The 18,380-nt window shown below is 71.3% G+C and carries 15 protein-coding genes; 13 read left to right on the top strand and 2 right to left on the bottom strand.

The genetic code is table 11. From position 1 onward, the window contains the following. Positions 1 to 5: 5 nt before the first annotated feature. Together ilvC and serA are read left to right on the top strand one after the other, a co-directional pair. A complete protein-coding gene (gene ilvC, locus JT723_RS06410; protein ID WP_205043490.1) occupies positions 6 to 1,004 on the top strand; it encodes a ketol-acid reductoisomerase in 999 nt (332 codons plus the stop codon). A 337-nt stretch (positions 1,005 to 1,341) separates the two neighbouring features. Continuing rightward, entirely contained in the window at positions 1,342 to 2,934 is a 1,593-nt protein-coding gene (serA, locus tag JT723_RS06415) for a phosphoglycerate dehydrogenase (RefSeq protein WP_205043491.1), read from the top strand. An 83-nt stretch (positions 2,935 to 3,017) separates the two neighbouring features. Here the strand turns inward: serA and JT723_RS06420 are convergent, their stop codons facing one another. Further along, positions 3,018 to 4,202 carry a PucR family transcriptional regulator gene (locus JT723_RS06420; RefSeq protein WP_205043492.1) on the bottom strand — a complete coding sequence of 395 codons (1,185 nt, stop codon included), beginning with the start codon at positions 4,200 to 4,202 and terminating at the stop codon, positions 3,018 to 3,020. Between the two features lie 135 nt (positions 4,203 to 4,337). On the opposite strand from JT723_RS06420, the gene JT723_RS06425 reads away from it, so the two are divergent. The 6 genes from JT723_RS06425 to JT723_RS06450 all read left to right on the top strand — a co-directional run bounded on the left by JT723_RS06425 (position 4,338) and on the right by JT723_RS06450 (position 12,354). Next, complete coding sequence (locus tag JT723_RS06425; protein ID WP_205043493.1) at positions 4,338 to 5,270, top strand: proline dehydrogenase family protein; 933 nt, start codon at positions 4,338 to 4,340, stop codon at positions 5,268 to 5,270. 31 nt (positions 5,271 to 5,301) lie between these two features. After that, on the top strand, positions 5,302 to 6,933 hold the full coding sequence (pruA, locus tag JT723_RS06430) for an L-glutamate gamma-semialdehyde dehydrogenase (RefSeq protein ID WP_205043494.1): 1,632 nt from the start codon (positions 5,302 to 5,304) through the stop codon (positions 6,931 to 6,933). Between the two features lie 488 nt (positions 6,934 to 7,421). Continuing rightward, the gene (locus JT723_RS06435) at positions 7,422 to 8,465 is read left to right on the top strand and encodes a 3-isopropylmalate dehydrogenase (RefSeq protein WP_205043495.1); all 1,044 of its coding nucleotides are present in this window, start codon (positions 7,422 to 7,424) and stop codon (positions 8,463 to 8,465) included. Between the two features lie 145 nt (positions 8,466 to 8,610). Next, on the top strand, positions 8,611 to 9,699 hold the full coding sequence (locus tag JT723_RS06440) for a branched-chain amino acid aminotransferase (protein WP_205043496.1): 1,089 nt from the start codon (positions 8,611 to 8,613) through the stop codon (positions 9,697 to 9,699). Between the two features lie 385 nt (positions 9,700 to 10,084). Beyond that, complete coding sequence (gene cimA, locus JT723_RS06445; RefSeq protein WP_240165152.1) at positions 10,085 to 11,683, top strand: citramalate synthase; 1,599 nt, start codon at positions 10,085 to 10,087, stop codon at positions 11,681 to 11,683. 161 nt (positions 11,684 to 11,844) lie between these two features. Further along, positions 11,845 to 12,354 carry a hypothetical protein gene (locus JT723_RS06450; protein ID WP_205043498.1) on the top strand — a complete coding sequence of 170 codons (510 nt, stop codon included), beginning with the start codon at positions 11,845 to 11,847 and terminating at the stop codon, positions 12,352 to 12,354. On the opposite strand, the gene JT723_RS34910 is transcribed toward JT723_RS06450, so the two are convergent. Further along, positions 12,336 to 12,782, bottom strand: coding sequence for a hypothetical protein (locus tag JT723_RS34910; protein WP_372441239.1), 447 nt, complete (start codon positions 12,780 to 12,782; stop codon positions 12,336 to 12,338). The two genes, JT723_RS06450 and JT723_RS34910, sit on opposite strands and share 19 nt — an antisense overlap. Positions 12,783 to 12,895: 113 nt before the next feature. Between JT723_RS34910 and JT723_RS06460 the strand changes: the two genes are divergently transcribed. The 5 genes from JT723_RS06460 (at position 12,896) to JT723_RS06480 (ending at position 18,379) form a co-directional block, all read left to right on the top strand. Next, positions 12,896 to 13,816 carry a hypothetical protein gene (locus tag JT723_RS06460; RefSeq protein ID WP_205043499.1) on the top strand — a complete coding sequence of 307 codons (921 nt, stop codon included), beginning with the start codon at positions 12,896 to 12,898 and terminating at the stop codon, positions 13,814 to 13,816. Between the two features lie 359 nt (positions 13,817 to 14,175). Then, the gene (locus JT723_RS06465; protein ID WP_251512462.1) at positions 14,176 to 14,610 is read left to right on the top strand and encodes a GNAT family N-acetyltransferase; all 435 of its coding nucleotides are present in this window, start codon (positions 14,176 to 14,178) and stop codon (positions 14,608 to 14,610) included. 64 nt (positions 14,611 to 14,674) lie between these two features. Next, the gene (locus JT723_RS06470) at positions 14,675 to 15,760 is read left to right on the top strand and encodes an HpcH/HpaI aldolase/citrate lyase family protein (RefSeq protein WP_205043500.1); all 1,086 of its coding nucleotides are present in this window, start codon (positions 14,675 to 14,677) and stop codon (positions 15,758 to 15,760) included. Next, positions 15,757 to 16,626, top strand: coding sequence for an HpcH/HpaI aldolase/citrate lyase family protein (locus JT723_RS06475; RefSeq protein ID WP_265934407.1), 870 nt, complete (start codon positions 15,757 to 15,759; stop codon positions 16,624 to 16,626). The genes JT723_RS06470 and JT723_RS06475 overlap by 4 nt, the downstream gene beginning before the upstream one ends. A gap of 169 nt (positions 16,627 to 16,795) precedes the next feature. After that, the gene (locus JT723_RS06480) at positions 16,796 to 18,379 is read left to right on the top strand and encodes an acyl-CoA carboxylase subunit beta (protein ID WP_205043501.1); all 1,584 of its coding nucleotides are present in this window, start codon (positions 16,796 to 16,798) and stop codon (positions 18,377 to 18,379) included. The last annotated feature ends 1 nt before the right edge of the window (position 18,380 follow it).

Raw genomic sequence — 18,380 nt, forward strand, 5'->3', positions numbered from 1 at the left:
CCGAAGTGGCCGAGCTGTTCTACGACGACGACGCCGACCTGTCCATCATCCAGGGCCGCAAGGTCGCGGTCATCGGCTACGGCAGCCAGGGCCACGCCCACGCGCTGTCGCTGCGCGACTCGGGCGTGGACGTGCGGGTCGGCCTGCACGAGGGCTCCAAGTCCCGCAAGGTGGCCGAGGAGCAGGGCCTGCGGGTGCTGCCGGTCGCCGAGGCCGCAGCCGAGGCCGACGTCATCATGATCCTGGTCCCGGACCCGATCCAGGCCCGCGTCTACGAGGAGTCCATCAAGGACAACCTCAAGGACGGCGACGCGCTGTTCTTCGGCCACGGCCTGAACATCCGCTTCGGCTTCATCAAGCCGCCGGCCGGTGTCGACGTGTGCATGGTCGCCCCGAAGGGCCCGGGCCACCTGGTCCGCCGCCAGTACGAGGAGGGCCGCGGCGTCCCGTGCATCGCGGCCGTCGAGCAGGACGCCACCGGCAAGGGCTTCGCGCTGGCGCTGTCGTACGCCAAGGGCATCGGCGGCACCCGCGCCGGCGTCATCAAGACCACCTTCACCGAGGAGACGGAGACCGACCTCTTCGGCGAGCAGGCGGTCCTCTGCGGCGGTACGTCCGCGCTGGTCAAGGCGGGCTTCGAGACCCTGGTCGAGGCCGGCTACCAGCCGGAGATCGCGTACTTCGAGTGCCTGCACGAGCTCAAGCTCATCGTGGACCTGATGTACGAGGGCGGCCTGGAGAAGATGCGCTGGTCGGTCTCCGAGACCGCCGAGTGGGGCGACTACGTCTCAGGGCCGCGCATCATCACCGACGCCACCAAGGCCGAGATGAAGAAGATCCTGGGCGAGATCCAGGACGGCACCTTCGCCAACGCCTGGATCGCCGAGTACAACGCGGGCCTGCCGAAGTACAACGAGTACAAGAAGGCCGACGAGAACCACCTGCTGGAGACCACCGGCCGCAAGCTCCGCAAGCTCATGAGCTGGGTCGACGAGGAGGCGTAAGCCACCCGGGTGCGTCGCTTCGCACGGGTGCTGACCGCCATCTGGTACGCACTTTGTACGAAGCGACGCCCCCCTCCGGGTGATCCTTCCATTTCGGCGAAGGCGCGGAATCCGCCCGCCGATACACTCGCTTAACAAGCGCGTTCAGGCTCACAGCGTCGTGCGTCTTCCACGCGGCATGCCACCTCTGACGGGCGGTCTTCCTGTTCACTCGCTCCGCGGACGGCCTCGTACCTCGGTCGGCCACTGCGCGAGCTCAGGCGTCAGCCCGCCATTCCCGCCTCTCCTGTGCGGTCGAACGGGACCCGGCCGCCCACGAAGGACAAGTGAGGACCACGTGAGCCAGAAGCCTGTCGTACTCATCGCAGAAGAGCTGTCGCCCGCCACGGTGGACGCGCTCGGACCGGACTTCGAGATCCGGCACTGCAACGGTGCGGACCGAGCCGAACTGCTGTCCGCGATCACCGACGTCGACGCCATCCTGATCCGCAGCGCCACCAAGGTCGACGCGGAGGCCGTCGCCGCGGCCGGGAAGCTGCGGGTCGTCGCCCGCGCCGGTGTCGGCCTGGACAACGTCGACGTCGCCGCCGCCACCAAGGCCGGCGTGATGGTCGTCAACGCGCCGACCTCCAACATCGTCACCGCAGCCGAACTGGCCTGCGGCCTGCTCATCGCCACCGCCCGCAACATCGCGCCGGCGAACTCGGCGCTCAAGAACGGCGAGTGGAAGCGCAACAAATACACCGGCGTCGAGCTCAGCGAGAAGACCCTCGGCGTGGTGGGCCTCGGCCGTATCGGCGTGCTGGTCGCCCAGCGCATGTCGGCCTTCGGGATGAACGTCGTCGCGTACGACCCCTACGTGCAGCCCGCGCGCGCCGCCCAGATGGGCGTCAAGCTGCTGACCCTGGACGAGCTGCTGGAGCAGTCCGACTTCATCACCGTCCACCTGCCCAAGACCCCCGAGACGCTGGGCCTGATCGGCGACGAGGCGCTGCACAAGGTCAAGCCGTCGGTGCGGATCGTCAACGCCGCCCGCGGCGGGATCGTGGACGAGGAGGCGCTGGCCTCTGCCCTGAAGGAGGGCCGGGTGGCCGGCGCGGGCCTGGACGTCTACGCCAAGGAGCCCTGCACCGACTCGCCGCTCTTCCAGTTCGACAACGTCGTGGCGACCCCGCACCTGGGCGCGTCCACCGACGAGGCGCAGGAGAAGGCCGGTATCGCGGTCGCCAAGTCGGTGCGCCTCGCGCTGGCCGGCGAGCTGGTCCCGGACGCGGTCAACGTCCAGGGCGGTGTCATCGCCGAGGACGTCAAGCCCGCGCTGCCGCTTGCCGAGAAGCTGGGCCGGATCTTCACCTCGCTGGCCGGCGAGGTCGCGGCCCGGCTCGACGTCGAGGTGTGCGGCGAGGTCACCCAGCACGACGTGAAGATCCTCGAACTGAGCGCGCTCAAGGGCGTCTTCGAGGACATCGTGGACGAGACGGTGTCGTACGTGAACGCGCCGCTGTTCGCCCAGGAGCGCGGTGTCGAGGTCCGGCTGACCACCAGCTCGGAGTCGCCCAACCACCGCAATGTGGTGACCGTGCGCGGCACCCTGGCCGACGGCACCGAGGTGTCGGTCTCGGGCACCCTGGCAGGCCCCAAGCACGTCCAGAAGGTCGTCGCCGTCGGCGAGGAGGACGTGGACCTGGTGCTCGCCGACCACATGGCCTTCCTGCGCTACACCGACCGCCCGGGTGTCGTCGGCACCATCGGCCGCATCCTCGGCGAGGTCGGCGTGAACATCGCCGGCATGCAGGTCGCCAGGGCCGCGGCCGGCGGCGACGCGCTGGTCGCGCTGACCGTCGACTCCAGCATCCCGGCCGGTGTGCTCACCGACATCGCCGGCGAGATCGGCGCCACCTCGGCCCGCGCGGTCGACCTGACCGACTGACCCGTCCCCGTACGCCGTCCGGCGCCGCCTCCCGCAAGCACGGGGGGCGGCGCCGTTCGCGTCGGGCCGCGCGACGCGCAAGCTCAGAGCCTGGCCGCCTTCAATGCCATGTGGAGCAGCAGCCGGGCCTCGCCGTCGGCGAGGTCCAGACCGGTGAGCTGCTCGATCCGCGACAGCCGGTAGTAGAGCGTCTGCCGGTGGATGGCCAGCGCCGTCGCGGTGCGCCCGGCCTGACCCGCGTGGTCCAGGAACACCTCGGCGGTGTGCGCCAGCTCCTGGTGGGCCGGGGTGAGCAGCGGGGCGACCGCCGGGTCCTGCGGGGTGTCCTGGGGGAGCGCGGTCAGCAGCCGGTAGGGGCCGAGGTTGGACCACTTCGCGATCGGGCCGAGCATCGGCTGCGCATGGGCGGCCCTGGCCGCCGCGGTCGCCTCCTGCCAGGCCCCCGGCAGCTCGGCCAGCGAACCGCGGGAGGCGCTGATCCCGGCGACCACGCCCTGCGAGCCGACCGCGTCCAGCAGCCGGGCCGCGGCGGTGCGGGCCGGGGCCAGCACCTGCAGCGACCGCAGCCGCACCAGCAGCGCGACCAGCTCGCCGCGGCGCCGCTCGGGAAGGCGGGCCAGCGCGGCGGCGGACGGGATGGTGCGCAGGCCCGGCAGCGGACCCGGCGTGCCGTGCTCGGGAGCGCGCACGCACACCAGCGCGTGCGGCTCGTCCGCGTCCCGGTCCAGCGCCAGCCGCAGCGCGTCCTCGGCGGCGTCGCGGTCCGCCCTGGCGGGCGCGGTCAGCAGGCCGCGCAGCGCCCGGCCGGTCTCGGCGCCGGCCTGGGACATCGCGGCGAGGCGCTCGCCGATCCTGGCGGCGACCGCCATGGCGGAGGCCAGCTGCGCGGGGGAGTGCTCGGCCTCGTCCAGCAGCCACACGTAGCCGTAGACGAAACCGGAGTGCCGCACCGGGAGGCACAGCCGGCCGCGTACGACGCCCGCGTCGGGGGCGGCGGGGATGCGGACCGGGCCGGTGGCCCGCGCGATGCCGAAGCGCTCGAACCAGGCGCGCACCTCGGCGGTGGACTGCCGGGTCAGGATGGAGCGGGTGCGGACCGGGTCCATGGCCGCGTCGTCGTCGCTGTCGTGCACCCCGAAGGCGATCAGCCGGAAGTCCCGGTCCTCCAGCGTCGCGGGGGCGCCGAGCAGCGCCGACACCTCGTCGACCAGGTCCTGGAAGTCGCCGTAGTCCCCGTACTCAGCACGCACGCGGCCATTGTCCCTCATACATCTGTATGAGGGACGGCGGGGCGATGCGTGACAGGTGTCGATGGTCCGACGGGTAGGCGAATCCTAGATTCACGGTGTCGGAGCCTGTTCGCCGAAAATCCTCTTCCGCCCGGTCTGGAAGGACACCCCCCCGTGTTCGGTCCCGTGTTGCTCGCCGCCTCGCGCAGCGACCGTATGCGCCGCGTCGTCGCCGCCGCGCCCGTCACCCGCCCGGTGGTCGACCGCTTCGTCGCCGGCGACGCGCTGCACCCGGCGCTCGACACGGTCAGGACGCTCACCGCGAGCGGCCTGGACGTCACCCTCGACCACCTCGGCGAGGACGTCACCGACCGGGCCACGGCCCAGGCCACCAGGGACGCCTACCTGCGGCTGCTGGAGACGCTGCGCGACGACCGGCTCGGCCCGCGCGCCGAGGTCTCGGTGAAGCTGTCCGCGTTCGGCCAGGCGCTGCCCGACGGCGGCCACGACATCGCGCTGGCGAACGTGACCGAGGTGGCGGAGCTGGCCTCCACCATCGGCACCACGGTCACCCTCGACATGGAGGACCACACCACCGTCGACTCCACGCTCGCGGTGCTGGCCGAGCTGCGCAAGGAGCACCCGCAGACCGGCGCGGTCCTGCAGTCCTACCTCTTCCGCACCGAGGACGACGCCCGCGCGCTGGCCGTGGCCGGCTCGCGGGTGCGGCTGGTCAAGGGCGCCTACAAGGAGCCGGCCCGGGTCGCCTTCCAGAACAAGCGGGACGTGGACAAGGCCTACGTCCGCGCCCTGCGCACCCTCTTCGCCGGCGACGGCTACCCGATGGTCGGCTCGCACGACCCGCGCATGATCGCCATCGCCCAGGAGTTCGCCGCCCGCTACCGGCGCCCGGCCGGCAGCTACGAGTTCCAGATGCTCTACGGCATCAGGACCGCGGAGCAGCGGCGGCTCGCGGACGAAGGCGAACGTATGCGGATCTACGTCCCGTACGGCGCAGACTGGTACGGCTACTTCATGCGGCGCCTCGCCGAGCGCCCGGCCAACCTCGCCTTCTTCCTGCGCTCCTTCGTTCCCGCCGGCCGCTGACGCACCCCGACTCTCACCAGGAGACACGCCCATGGACGCCGTGACCCAGGTCCCCGCTCCGGTCAACGAGCCGGTGCACACGTACGCCCCCGGCAGCCCCGAGCGCGCCCGGCTGGAAGCCAAGCTCAAGGAGCTGGCAGGCAGCCCCGTCGAGCTGCCGATGTTCATCGGCGGCCAGGAGCGCATGGGCGGCGGCGAGCGCTTCGACGTCGTGCAGCCGCACAACCACGGCGCCGTCCTCGGCACGTACGGCAACGCCACCGCGCAGGACGCGCGGGACGCGATCGACGCGGCCCTGGCGGCGGCCCCCGGCTGGCGCGCGACCTCCTTCGACGACCGAGCCGCGATCATCCTGCGGGCGGCGGAGCTGCTGGCGGGACCCTGGCGCGAGACGCTGGTGGCCTCCACCATGCTCGGCCAGTCCAAGACCGTGCAGCAGGCCGAGATCGACAGCCCCTGCGAGCTGGTGGACTTCTGGCGCTTCAACGTCCACTTCGCCCGGCAGATCCTCGCCGAGCAGCCGGTCGCCAACGCCCCCGGCGTGTGGAACCGGCTCGACCACCGCCCGCTCGAAGGCTTCGTCTACGCGATCACGCCGTTCAACTTCACCGCCATCGCCGGCAACCTGCCGACCGCGCCCGCGCTGATGGGCAACGTCGTGGTGTGGAAGCCGTCGCCGACCCAGACCCACTCGGCCGTGCTGCTCATGCGGCTGCTGCGCGAGGCCGGGCTGCCCGACGGCGTGATCAACCTGGTCACCGGCGACGGCCTGGCCGTCTCCGAGGCCGCGCTGCCGCACCGCGACCTGGCCGGCATCCACTTCACCGGCTCCACCCGGACCTTCCAGCACCTGTGGCGCTCGGTCGGCGAGAACATCGAGCGCTACCGCTCCTACCCGCGCATCGTCGGCGAGACCGGCGGCAAGGACTTCGTCGTCGCCCACCCCTCGGCCGACCCCGCGGTGCTCAAGACGGCACTGACCCGCGGCTCCTTCGAGTATCAGGGCCAGAAGTGCTCGGCCTCCTCGCGCGCCTACATCCCCCGCTCGATCTGGGAGTCCGGCTTCAAGGAGGACTTCGCCGCCGAGGTCGACGGCATCACCATGGGCGACGTCACCGACCTGTCCAACTTCGTCGGCGCCCTGATCGACGAGCGGGCCTTCGCCAAGAACAAGGCGGCCATCGACCGCGCCAAGGCCGACCCGACCGTCGAGGTCGTCGCCGGCGGCACCTACGACGACTCGGTCGGCTGGTTCGTGCGCCCGACCGTGCTGGTCTCCACCGACCCGGACAACGAGATCTTCCGGCAGGAGTACTTCGGCCCGGTGCTGGGCGTGTACGTCTACGACGACGCCGACTTCGACGCGATGCTCACCCAGATGGAGTCGGTCTCCGACTACGCGCTGACCGGCTCGGTCATCGCCAGGGACCGGGTCGCGGCGGCCGAGGTGATGGAGCGGCTGCGGGACGCGGCCGGCAACTTCTACATCAACGACAAGTCCACCGGCGCCGTCGTCGGCCAGCAGCCCTTCGGCGGCGGCCGGGCGTCCGGCACGAACGACAAGGCGGGCGCCGCGCAGAACCTGCAGCGCTGGACCTCCACCCGGTCCATCAAGGAGACCCTGGTGCCGCCCACCGACTACCGGTACCCGCACCAGGGCTGACCTGCGGCGACTCCTGACGATCACCCGTTCGCGGCCTGCGGTGCCCGCGAACGGGTGATCGTCTGTCTCAGATAGTAGGAAGTCCGAGTAATTGTGGCGACAGCACGACCTGGCTGTTCTAGCTTTGTAGGGAGCCGAACGTCTCACCTCATCCGGTGAGCGGCGGATGCGCGTCCTGAGCAGTTGCCGAGCGGGTCACCCCCGCTGCCGGGACCCCCGCCCCGTTCCGCGGCAGCACCTTCTCCGCCCGCTTTCCCGGCTTCCGCCTGCTTTCCCAGGAGTTGATCCCCGTGGACGACACCGCCCGTATGGAAGACACCGCCCGCCAGAACGCCCTGCGCGCCCTGCAGCGCAGCCTCGACCGCCGCGACAACGGCGGCAGCGCGGGCCACGAGTCGCACTGACCCCGGGTCCCGGTCCCACGCGCACAGTGTCCGGCATGCGGACATCCGATGTCACCCGCTGGGATGGGGAGTACGGTGCCGGACATGTCTCGAAGCCTCAGCCTCGCAGTGATCCCCGGTGACGGAATCGGCCAGGAAGTCGTCGCGGAGGGCCTCAAGGTCCTCTCTGCGGTCCTTCCGCAGGACGTCAAGCTGGAGACCCGGGAGTTCGACTTCGGCGCGAAGCGCTACCACGCCACCGGCCAGACCCTCACCGACGAGGACCTCGACCGGCTCAAGGAGCACGACGCGATCCTGCTGGGCGCCATCGGCGACCCCTCGGTGCCGTCGGGTGTGCTGGAGCGCGGCTTCCTGCTCAAGCTCCGGTTCGCCTTCGACCACCATGTGAACCTGCGCCCCAGCAAGCTCTTCCCCGGCGTCGGCACCCCGCTCGCCGGGAGCCCGGAGATCGACTTCGTCGTCGTCCGCGAGGGCACGGAAGGCCCCTACACCGGCAACGGCGGCTCGATCAGGACCGGCACCCCGCAGGAGGTCGCCACCGAGGTCAGCCTGAACACCGCGTTCGGCATCGAGCGGGTGGTGCGCGACGCGTACGCCCGCGCGCAGGCCCGCCCGCGCAAGAAGCTGACCCTGGTGCACAAGAACAACGTGCTGGTGCACGCCGGCCACCTGTGGACCCGGATCTTCCAGGCGGTCGGCGCCGAGTACCCCGAGGTCAGCACCGACTACCTGCACGTCGACGCGGCGACCATCTTCCTGGTCACCCAGCCCGAGCGCTTCGACGTCATCGTCACCGACAACCTCTTCGGCGACATCATCACCGACCTCGCCGCTGCCGTCTCCGGCGGCATCGGCGTCGCGGCCAGCGGCAACATCAACCCCGGCCGCGAGTTCCCCTCGATGTTCGAGCCGGTCCACGGTTCCGCGCCGGACATCGCCGGCCAGTCCAAGGCCGACCCGACCGCGACGGTCCTGTCCGTGGCGCTGCTGCTGCGGCACCTGGGCTACGACACCGAGGCCGACCGTATCGACGCCGCCGTGCAGGCCGACCTCGCCGAGCGCGCTGACCTGCCCGTACGCTCCACCGTCGAGATCGGCGACGCGCTGGCCGCCCGGGTATCCGGCTGACCCGGCACCAGAGGTAGGTACCCGGCCCCGCCGCTGCGATAATCGACAGAGGCGGGGCCGCGTTACGGCGGGAAACTTGGACGTCCTATTAGTGGGGGCGGCACAAGTCGGCAGCGAGACACGAGACACGGTGAAGGACACACACATGACGACGCCCACGATCGAGCTGAAGCCGTCCGCCCACCCGCTGTCCGCCACCGAGCGCGACGCGATCCTGGCCGCCCCCGGCTTCGGCCGGCACTTCACCGACCACATGGTCACCATCAAGTGGACCGAGGGCCGCGGCTGGCACGACGGGCAGCTCGTCCCGTACGCGCCGCTGTCGATCGACCCGGCCAACATGACGCTGCACTACGCGCAGACCATCTTCGAGGGCCTCAAGGCCTACCGGCAGCCCGACGGGGGCGTCGCCACCTTCAGGCCCGAGGCCAACGCCCGGCGCTTCCAGGACTCCGCACGGCGCCTGGCGATGCCCGAGCTGCCCGTGGAGACCTTCGTCGAGGCCTGCGACCTGCTGGTGCGGCAGGACAAGGAGTGGGTGCCAAGCGAGGGCGAGGCGTCCTTGTACCTGCGGCCCTTCATGGTCGCCACCGAGGTCGGCCTCGGCGTCCGCCCGGCCAACGAGTACCTCTTCCTGGTCATCGCCTCCCCGGCCGGCGCCTACTTCTCCGGCGGCGTCAAGCCCGTCTCGGTGTGGCTGTCCGAGGAGTACGTCCGCGCGGCGCCCGGCGGCACCGGCGCGGCCAAGACCGGCGGGAACTACGCCGCCTCCCTCGTCGCCCAGGCCCAGGCCATCGAGCACGGCTGCGACCAGGTGGTCTGGCTCGACGCGATCGAGCGCCGCTGGATCGAGGAGATGGGCGGGATGAACCTGTACTTCGTGTACGGCGACAGAATCGTCACTCCTGAGCTGACCGGCTCCCTGCTGCCCGGCATCACCCGCGACTCGCTGCTGTCCATCGCCGCGGACCTCGGCTACCAGGTCGGCGAGGGCCGCATCAGCGTGGACGACTGGCGCCGCCACCACGAGGACGGCACCCTCACGGAGGTCTTCGCCTGCGGCACCGCCGCGGTCATCACCCCGGTCGGCTCGGTGAAGTCCACCCGGGCCAGCTGGCCGGTGGCTGATGGCGCCCCCGGGCGCGTGACCATGCGGCTCCGGTCCGCCCTCCTCGACATCCAGACCGGCCACGCCCCGGACCCCCACGGCTGGATGCATCGCCTGGGCGCCTAGCGCCCCCGGAAGAGCGTTTTTCAGGGGCGCGCGCCCCTGGGGGTGCCGCCCCAGGCGTGGGGGACAGGGCGCCCGGACCGGATGGTGAGACGCTTCCCGGGTGAGCCCACCCGTATGCCAGACTGACGGCGTGCACCCGTACGCCGTCATTATTGGCAGCAGGCACGCCGGTCCGCAGTGACCTTCCGCTGACCCCAGTGGAACGTCACCGTGTCCCAGACCCGCGTGCAGACCTCTCGCATCCGCGAGAGGTTTTTTCGTTTCCCGGACCACCCGCGCCGGAGGCGGAGACGCACGAGGGATGATGGGGGCAAGTGGAGCTGGACCCTCCGGATGTCAGGACATCCGGCGGCAACCCACTCACCCGACAGGAGTTACATCAGCCATGACCGCCGAACCGGACGACAGCTTCCACGTCTTCGACACCACGCTGCGCGACGGCGCCCAGCGTGAGGGGATCAACCTCACCGTCGCCGACAAGCTGACGATCGCCCGGCACCTGGACGACTTCGGGGTGGGATTCATCGAGGGCGGCTGGCCGGGTGCCAACCCCCGCGACACCGAGTTCTTCGCCCGTGCCGCCAAGGAGCTTGAGCTGAAGCACGCCACGCTGGTGGCGTTCGGCGCGACCCGCAGGGCCGGCGCCAAGGCCGCGGACGACCCGCAGGTCAAGGCGCTGCTCGACTCGGGCGCCCCGGTGATCACCCTGGTCGCCAAGTCGCACGACCGCCATGTCGAACTGGCGCTGCGCACCACGCTGGAGGAGAACCTGGCGATGGTCGCCGACACCGTCTCCTACCTGGTCGGCCAGGGGCGGCGGGTGTTCGTGGACTGCGAGCACTTCTTCGACGGCTACAAGGCCAACGCCTCGTACGCCACCCAGATCGTACGGACCGCGCACGAGGCGGGCGCCTCGGTCGTGGTGCTGTGCGACACCAACGGCGGGATGCTGCCCGCCCAGGTGCAGGCCGTCACCGGGCTGGTGCTCGCCGACACCGGGGCCAGGCTCGGCATCCACGCGCAGGACGACACCGGGTGCGCGGTCGCCAACACGCTGGCCGCGGTGGACGCGGGTGCGACGCATGTGCAGTGCACCGCCAACGGCTACGGCGAGCGGGTCGGCAATTCCAACCTCTTCCCCGTGGTCGCCGCGCTGGAGCTCAAGCACGGCCGCCGGGTGCTGCCCGAAGGCGCGCTGGGCGAGATGACCCGCATCTCGCACGCCATCGCCGAGGTCGTCAACCTGCCGCCGTCCACCCACCAGCCCTATGTGGGGGTTTCGGCCTTCGCACACAAGGCGGGCCTGCACGCGTCGGCGATCAAGGTGGACCCCGACCTCTACCAGCACATCGACCCGGAGATGGTCGGCAACACCATGCGGATGCTGGTCTCCGACATGGCCGGCCGCGCCTCGATCGAGCTCAAGGGCCGCGAGCTGGGCATCGACCTGGGCGAGGACCGCGAGCTGGTCGGCCGGGTGGTGGCGCGGGTCAAGGAGCGCGAGCTGAAGGGGTACACCTACGAGGCCGCCGACGCCTCCTTCGCCCTGCTGCTGCGCTCGGAGATCACCGGCGGTCCGCAGCGCTTCTTCCGTACCGAGTCCTGGCGGGTCATCACCGAGGACCGCCCGGACGGCACGCACGCCAACGAGGCGACGGTGAAGATGTGGGCCAAGGGCGAGCGGATCGTCGCCACCGCCGAGGGCAACGGCCCGGTCAACGCGCTGGACCGGGCGCTGCTGCACGCGCTGGAGCGGATCTACCCCAAGCTCGCCGAGTTCGCCCTGGTGGACTACAAGGTCCGCATCCTGGAGGGCACGTCGGGCACCGACTCCACGACCCGGGTGCTGATCACGACGACCGACGGCGAGGCCGAGTGGTCCACGGTCGGCGTCGCGGACAACGTGATCGCCGCGTCCTGGCAGGCACTTGACGACGCGTATGCGTACGGGCTGCTGCGGGCGGGTGTCGACCCGCAGGAGTGACCCGGCCGGCGGGGCGGTCGCCCGGCGGGGGTTCACCCGTCGGGCGACCGCTGTGTCATGTTCATTTGCAAAACCCTGGCGACGCGCGTAGACCTCGGGCACACTCCTCCTGCGCCACCTGCACCACGCCCACCCCAGCGGATCCAGCAGGAGGAACCCGTATGCGCAAGCGCATCCGTACCGCGGTGAGCACGCTCACCCTCGTCGGCACCGCCCTGTTCGCCCCCGGCGTCGGACTCGCCACGTCCACCGACGCCTTCGCCGTCACCAAACTCACCCAGGCCCAGGCCACCGCCATGTTCAGGGACGCGGGCATCACCTGGTCCTCGTCCGGCGGCTGCTCCAACCGCAACGTGTCGACCTGCACCTCCTTCGACCAGCTCAACCTGGCCACCGCCCAGGGCGCGGTCACCCTCAAGCACGCCAGCGGCTGCGCCATCAACATCACCGGCGGCACCGAGACCGGCCACGCCAGCGGCACGTACTCGCACTGGAACGGCTACAAGCTCGACTACAGCAAGAACACCTGCCTGAACAACTACGTGCACAACGCCTTCAGCTACATCGGCCTGCGCGGCGACGGATACCCGCAGTGGCAGGCCGCGTCCGGCAACATCTACGCGGACGAGGGCACCCACTGGGACGCCCTGTACTACAGCTGCGGCTGCTGACCTGCCGCCGCAGGCGGGGCCGCGGACCCCTGCGGCCCCGCCGGCGGCCCCCCGTCCCGGCAGCCGTCGGCCTGCAGCCGGAAGAGCCGGGCGTAGGTGCCGCCGGCTGCGAGCAGCGAGGCGTGGTCGCCCGACTCGGTGATCCGGCCGCCGTCCAGGACGACGATCCGGTCGGCGTCCCTGACCGTGCCGAGCCGGTGGCTGATCAGCAGGCTGGCCCTGCCCGAGCGCAGTTCGCGCAGCCGCTGGTGGATCTCCGCCTCCGCCTCCGCGTCCGGGCCCGACGACGGTTCCCGGTGGCGCGGGGAACTGCGCGGCCGGCCCGAACGGGGGGAAGCCGACCACCCACCGCAAGGGGCAGGACCTGAAGGGGCGCGGGGAACTGCGCGGCCGGCCGCGATGGTGGGGAAGGCGACCGCCCACCGCAAGTGGGGGGTGACTAGGGCCAGTTGGGGCGGGAGATGAGTACGCGTGCTCAGGCGGGGGCGGGGGCACCCCGCATAGCCTCGGCGGAGCCGAGGTCGCAGGGGGTGCGGAAACCATGATCGTTTCAGCGGTGATGCTGCTCGGCAGAGCAGCCGGCCTGCCTGCGGCACGCCGCGCGAAGCGACTGGCTGAGGACGCAGCCGCAACCTCGCACCCCGCCCGGCTGACGGTGATCTCGGCGCGGCCTTGCTTCCCCGCTTCCGGCGGCGCCGAGATCCTCTTCCGGGTGGCGGACGACCCGGACGCCTTCGTCCGCCTGCGCGTGGACCGCGTACCGCCGGCGCCGGCGGAGTTGCGCGACGCCGTGGACGCGGGCCTGGCCGCGGCCGGCAGGTGGCGTGAGCTGTCGGGCGCCCTGCGCCGGGGCGGGCACGAGGTGCACGGCCTGGGCCGGCTCGTCGCCGACCCGTGGATCGCCGCGGCACTCTCCAACGACACCGTCGAGGATGTGCTGTCCAGCCTGCACGCCTGCCTGAGCGGGCAGCCGCGGCTGCTGCCGGCGTCGGTGATGATCGCCGACCCGGCGGTCGTCCGTGCGCTGCCGCGGGACCGCGACCCGTCGCTGCCGACGCCGCTGCGGCTCAACGCCCACCGCAGGCTGGCCGCGCTGAGTGGGCGGCGGCCGTACTACCGCGCGTCGTTCGGCGTGCGGGGCACGCCGGAGGTGAGCCTCGTGCAGCCGTTCGCGCTGTGGCAGCGCTACGAGGACGCGGTGGCGGCGAACGCCGCCGCGTGGCTGGCGGAAGCCATGCCCGGTGCCGGGGTGAGCGGGGTGATGAGCCGTACGCGGCTCGTTCCGGGGCGGGTGGACCGGGTGCGGGTGCATGTCGTATTCCACGAGGAGGGTGCGGTTCAGGGCAACCACGCCTTGACCCTCACGACTGATGTCGCCGGGTCCCTGGTCGGCCCCCCGACCGTCCACCGCGACCTCCGCGACGGCCCCGGCCGTCTCCACCTCCCACCCCTCCTGGGGTGACGGCCCCTTCCGGCGGGGCCGGGAGTGGGTGAGTGCCACTTGCTGTTGCGTTGCCTTCCTTCCCGCCATCGTGATGGGGCGCGCAGTTCCCCGCGCCCCTGACGGTTGCCCTCTGTGCGCAGAGGCGGCGCTTGCAGGCGGCACCCTCTGTGGAAGAGGGTGAGCGTTTTTCAGGGGCGCGGGGAACTGCGCGGCCGGCCACGACGGAGGGGAAGCCGAACGCCAAGGGCAAGGGGCATCCACCCGGCGCCGCGGCAGTCGAAAAGGCGTGTACCCGGGGGGTCGGGGGAGCCTAGGGTGCGGGGGTGGGCGACGAGACGTACAGGGTTCGGGGCGCGCGGCCCGAGGATGCCGCCGCAGTGGCACACGTGCACATCGCCTCACGCGAGGCGACGATGCCGTACCTGCCGCCGAGGCGTCGCACCGACGCCGAGGTGGTGGCGTGGGTGCGGGACGTGGTCCTGCGGAAGGCCACCGTGTGGGTGGCCGTCGGCCCCGACGGCGAGGTCGTCGGCTACGCGGCGGTCGAGGGCGACGAGTTGGACGCCCTGTACCTGCTGGCCGGCGTCCGCCGGCAAGGCATCGGCACCGCACTGCTGAGCGCAGCGAAGGCGCACAGCCCGGCGGGCCTGACGCTCGCGGTGTTCCAGAAGAACACCGGAGCGCGCGCTTTCTACGCGCGCCACGGCTTCACGGTCGTCGACAGCAGCGACGGATCGCGCAACATGGAGAACGAACCGGATCTGACGATGCGCTGGCAGCCGGTGACCAACAGCACACGTACTGACGGGTAATCTCCGCGGCCCGGCGGCCATAGGGTGAGCGGCGAACCCTCGACCCGACCCTCCGGGAGATCGCATGCGCTCGGCGAAGGACTTCTTCCGCCCGCTGGCAGTGGGGGCGCCGGCGCCCCCGCGCGAGGTGCCGTTCCGGCCTTCGCGGATGATCCACTTCTTCGACCCCGGCAACGAGAAGATGGCGGCCAAGGTCCCCGCCCTGGCGCCGCAGGTGGACGTGCTGCTGGGCAACCTGGAGGACGCGGTCGCCGCGGACCGCAAGGAGGCGGCCCGTGCGGGGCTGGTCTCCGTGGCGCGGGCGACCGACTTCGGTGCGACGCAGCTGTGGACCCGGGTGAACAGCCTGGACTCGCCCTGGGCGCTGGACGACCTGGTCACCCTGGTCACCGAGATCGGCGACAAGCTGGACGTGGTGATGGTGCCGAAGGTGGAGGGCGCGCACGACATCCACTACGTGGACCGGCTGCTGGCCCAGTTGGAGGCCAGGGCGGGCCTGCGGCGGCCGATCCTGGTGCACGCGATCCTGGAGACCGCGGCGGGTGTGGCGGCGGTCGAGGAGATCGCCGCGGCCAGCCCCCGGATGCAGGGCATCTCGCTCGGCCCTGCCGACCTCGCGGCGAGCCGGCGGATGAAGACGACCAGGGTCGGCGGCGGCCATCCCGGGTACCTGGTGCGTGAGGATCCGCCCCCTACCTTCGGCGGGGGGACCCCCAGCGACGCGCCCCGGGTGACGTACCAGCAGGACCTGTGGCACTACACGATCGCGCGGATGGTTGATGCGTGTGCGGCGCACGACATCCTGCCGTACTACGGGCCGTTCGGGGACATCCAGGACGTCACGGCGTGCGAGGACCAGTTCCGCAACGCCTTCCTGCTGGGCTGTGTCGGCGCGTGGTCGCTGCACCCGGTGCAGATCGACATCGCCAAGCGGGTGTTCTCGCCCGCGCCGGAGGACGTGGCCTGGGCACGGCAGGTGATCGAGGCGATGGGTGACGGTACGGGCGCGGTGATGATCGACGGCAAGATGCAGGACGACGCCACGTTCAAGCAGTGCCAGGTCGTGGTGGGCCTGGCGGACGCCCTGGCCGAGCGGGACCCCCAGCTGGCCGCGTCCTACGCGGCGGCGGACAAGGTGGCCAGGCGGTGACCGGCACCCCGAGCCCGCGCCGCTCCGTCCTGTACATGCCCGGCGCCAACGAGCGCGCCCTGGAGAAGGCCCGCTCCCTCCCGACCGACGCGCTGATCCTGGACCTGGAGGACTCGGTCGCGCCCGACGCGAAGAAGGAGGCCAGGGACCGGGTCGCGGCGGCCGCCGCGAGCGGGGAGTACGGGCACCGCGAGGTGACGATCCGGGTCAACGCGCCCGGCACCCCTTGGCACGCCGACGACCTGCGGGCGGCGGCCGAGGCGGGACCCGACGCGGTCGTGGTGCCCAAGGTCGACTCGCCGGAGACGGTCACCGCGGTGGTGGCCGCGCTGGAGGCGGCCGGCGCGCAGGACCGCACCGCGGTGTGGGCGATGGTCGAGACGCCCGCCGCGATGTTCGAGGCGCGGCGGATCGCGGCGGCCGACCCGCGGCTGACCGTCCTGGTGATGGGCACCAACGACCTGGCCAAGGAACTGCACGCCGAGCACGTGCCGGGCAGGGAGCCGCTGCTCACCGCCCTGTCGATGGCCCTGCTCGCGGCGCGCGCGACCGGGAAGGTCATCTTGGACGGTGTCTACAACGACGTCCAGGACCTGGCCGGCTTCGAAGCGGAATGCGTCCAGGCACGGCAGTTGGGCTTCGACGGCAAGACGCTGATCCACCCTCGCCAGCTGGAGCCCTGCAACCGGGTCTTCGCCCCCGCCCAGGCCGAGGTCGAGCGCTCCCGGCGGATCATCGAGGCCTTCGATCAGGCCACGTCACAGGGTCGCGGGGTGGTCACGGTGGACGGCAGGATGATCGAGAACCTCCATGTCGAGGAGGCCAGGCGGGTGCTGGCGCTGGCCGCCGCGGTGGAGGGCCGCTGACGCATGCGCGGGCTGCCGCCCGGTGGCGGCAGGTGGAAGGCGGGGTGCCGCGGCCGTGAAGCGGAACCCCGCCTTCGTGCGTTTCTGTCGGGACCCGCCATGAAGCGGCGACGGACACTGTACGAAGTCGATGGCCCGTTTTCCGGCCCGCGGCTCGTACTGTCGTTGCATGACCACATCTCAAGAGGCGCCCGCAGAGGTGAACGACGCCCGCGGGCGGGTGGCAGAGCTGCACGCCATCCGTGCGGAGGTCGTCCGCGGGCCGAGCGAGAAGGCCACCGAGGCGCAGCGGGCCAAGGGCAAGCTGACCGCCCGCGAGCGGATCGACCTGCTGCTCGACGAGGGCAGCTTCCACGAGGTGGAGCCGCTGCGCCGGCACCGGGCGACAGGGTTCGGCCTGGAGGCCAAGCGGCCCTACACCGACGGTGTGATCACCGGCTGGGGCATGGTCCACGGCCGTACGGTCTTCGTCTACGCGCACGACTTCCGGATCTTCGGCGGCGCACTCGGCGAGGCGCACGCCACGAAGATCCACAAGATCATGGACATGGCCATCTCGGCCGGTGCCCCGCTGGTCTCGCTCAACGACGGCGCCGGCGCCCGTATCCAGGAAGGCGTCTCGGCGCTGGCCGGATACGGCGGCATCTTCCAGCGCAACACCCGCGCCTCAGGCGTCATCCCGCAGATCAGCGTCATGCTCGGCCCGTGCGCGGGCGGCGCCGCCTACTCGCCGGCGCTGACCGACTTCGTCTTCATGGTCCGCGAGACCTCGCAGATGTTCATCACCGGGCCGGACGTCGTCCAGGCCGTCACCGGTGAGCAGATCACGCAGAACGGGCTGGGCGGCGCCGACGTCCACTCGGCGGTCTCCGGCGTCTCGCACTTCGCGTACGACGACGAGCAGACCTGCCTCGAAGAGGTCCGCTACCTGCTCTCGCTGCTGCCGCAGAACAACCGGGAGAACCCGCCGGCCGTCGAGTGCCACGACCCGGTGGACAGGACCGCGGACATACTGCTCGACCTGGTGCCCGCCGACGGCAACCGCTCGTACGACATGCACAAGGTCATCGAGGAGATCGTCGACGACGGCGAGTACCTGGAGATCCACGAGCGCTGGGCCACCAACATCATCTGCGCGCTGACCCGGCTGGACGGCCAGGTCGTCGGCATCGTCGCCAACCAGCCGGCCTCGCTCGCCGGCGTGCTGGACATCGAGGCGTCGGAGAAGTCGGCCCGCTTCGTGCAGATGTGCGACGCCTTCAACATCCCGATCGTCACCCTGTTGGACGTCCCCGGCTTCCTGCCGGGCGTCGCCCAGGAGCACGGTGGAATCATCAGGCACGGTGCGAAGCTGCTGTACGCGTACTGCAACGCCACCGTCCCGAGGATCTCGCTGATCCTGCGCAAGGCATACGGCGGCGCGTACATCGTGATGGACAGCCAGTCCATCGGCGCCGACCTGACCTACGCGTGGCCCACCAACGAGATCGCGGTGATGGGCGCGGAAGGCGCGGCCAACGTCATCTTCCGCCGGCAGATCGCCGAGGCGGACGACCCGGAGGCCATGCGCACCCGCATGGTCAAGGAGTACAAGTCCGAGTTGATGCATCCCTACTACGCCGCGGAACGCGGCCTGGTGGACGACGTCATCGACCCGGCGCAGACCCGCGAGGTACTGATCAGCTCGCTGTCCATGCTCCGCACCAAGCACGCGGATCTACCGTCGCGTAAGCACGGTAATCCTCCCCAGTAGC

Origin of the sequence: Actinacidiphila bryophytorum, assembly GCF_016916835.1 — a bacterium.
Classification (GTDB): Bacteria; Actinomycetota; Actinomycetes; order Streptomycetales; family Streptomycetaceae; genus Actinacidiphila; species Actinacidiphila bryophytorum.

What these genes read in the sequence shown, in the direction of transcription:
- pruA (WP_205043494.1), top strand. Translation starts at nt 5,302, where the DNA reads ATGGACGCCGTGACCCAGGTCCCCGCTCCGGTCAACGAGCCGGTGCAC.
- JT723_RS06440 (WP_205043496.1), top strand. Translation starts at nt 8,611, where the DNA reads ATGACGACGCCCACGATCGAGCTGAAGCCGTCCGCCCACCCGCTGTCC.
- JT723_RS06420 (WP_205043492.1), bottom strand. Translation starts at nt 4,202, where the DNA reads ATGAGGGACAATGGCCGCGTGCGTGCTGAGTACGGGGACTACGGCGAC.
- JT723_RS06450 (WP_205043498.1), top strand. Translation starts at nt 11,845, where the DNA reads ATGCGCAAGCGCATCCGTACCGCGGTGAGCACGCTCACCCTCGTCGGC.
- JT723_RS06480 (WP_205043501.1), top strand. Translation starts at nt 16,796, where the DNA reads ATGACCACATCTCAAGAGGCGCCCGCAGAGGTGAACGACGCCCGCGGG.
- JT723_RS06435 (WP_205043495.1), top strand. Translation starts at nt 7,422, where the DNA reads ATGTCTCGAAGCCTCAGCCTCGCAGTGATCCCCGGTGACGGAATCGGC.
- JT723_RS06470 (WP_205043500.1), top strand. Translation starts at nt 14,675, where the DNA reads ATGCGCTCGGCGAAGGACTTCTTCCGCCCGCTGGCAGTGGGGGCGCCG.
- cimA (WP_240165152.1), top strand. Translation starts at nt 10,085, where the DNA reads ATGACCGCCGAACCGGACGACAGCTTCCACGTCTTCGACACCACGCTG.
- JT723_RS06460 (WP_205043499.1), top strand. Translation starts at nt 12,896, where the DNA reads ATGATCGTTTCAGCGGTGATGCTGCTCGGCAGAGCAGCCGGCCTGCCT.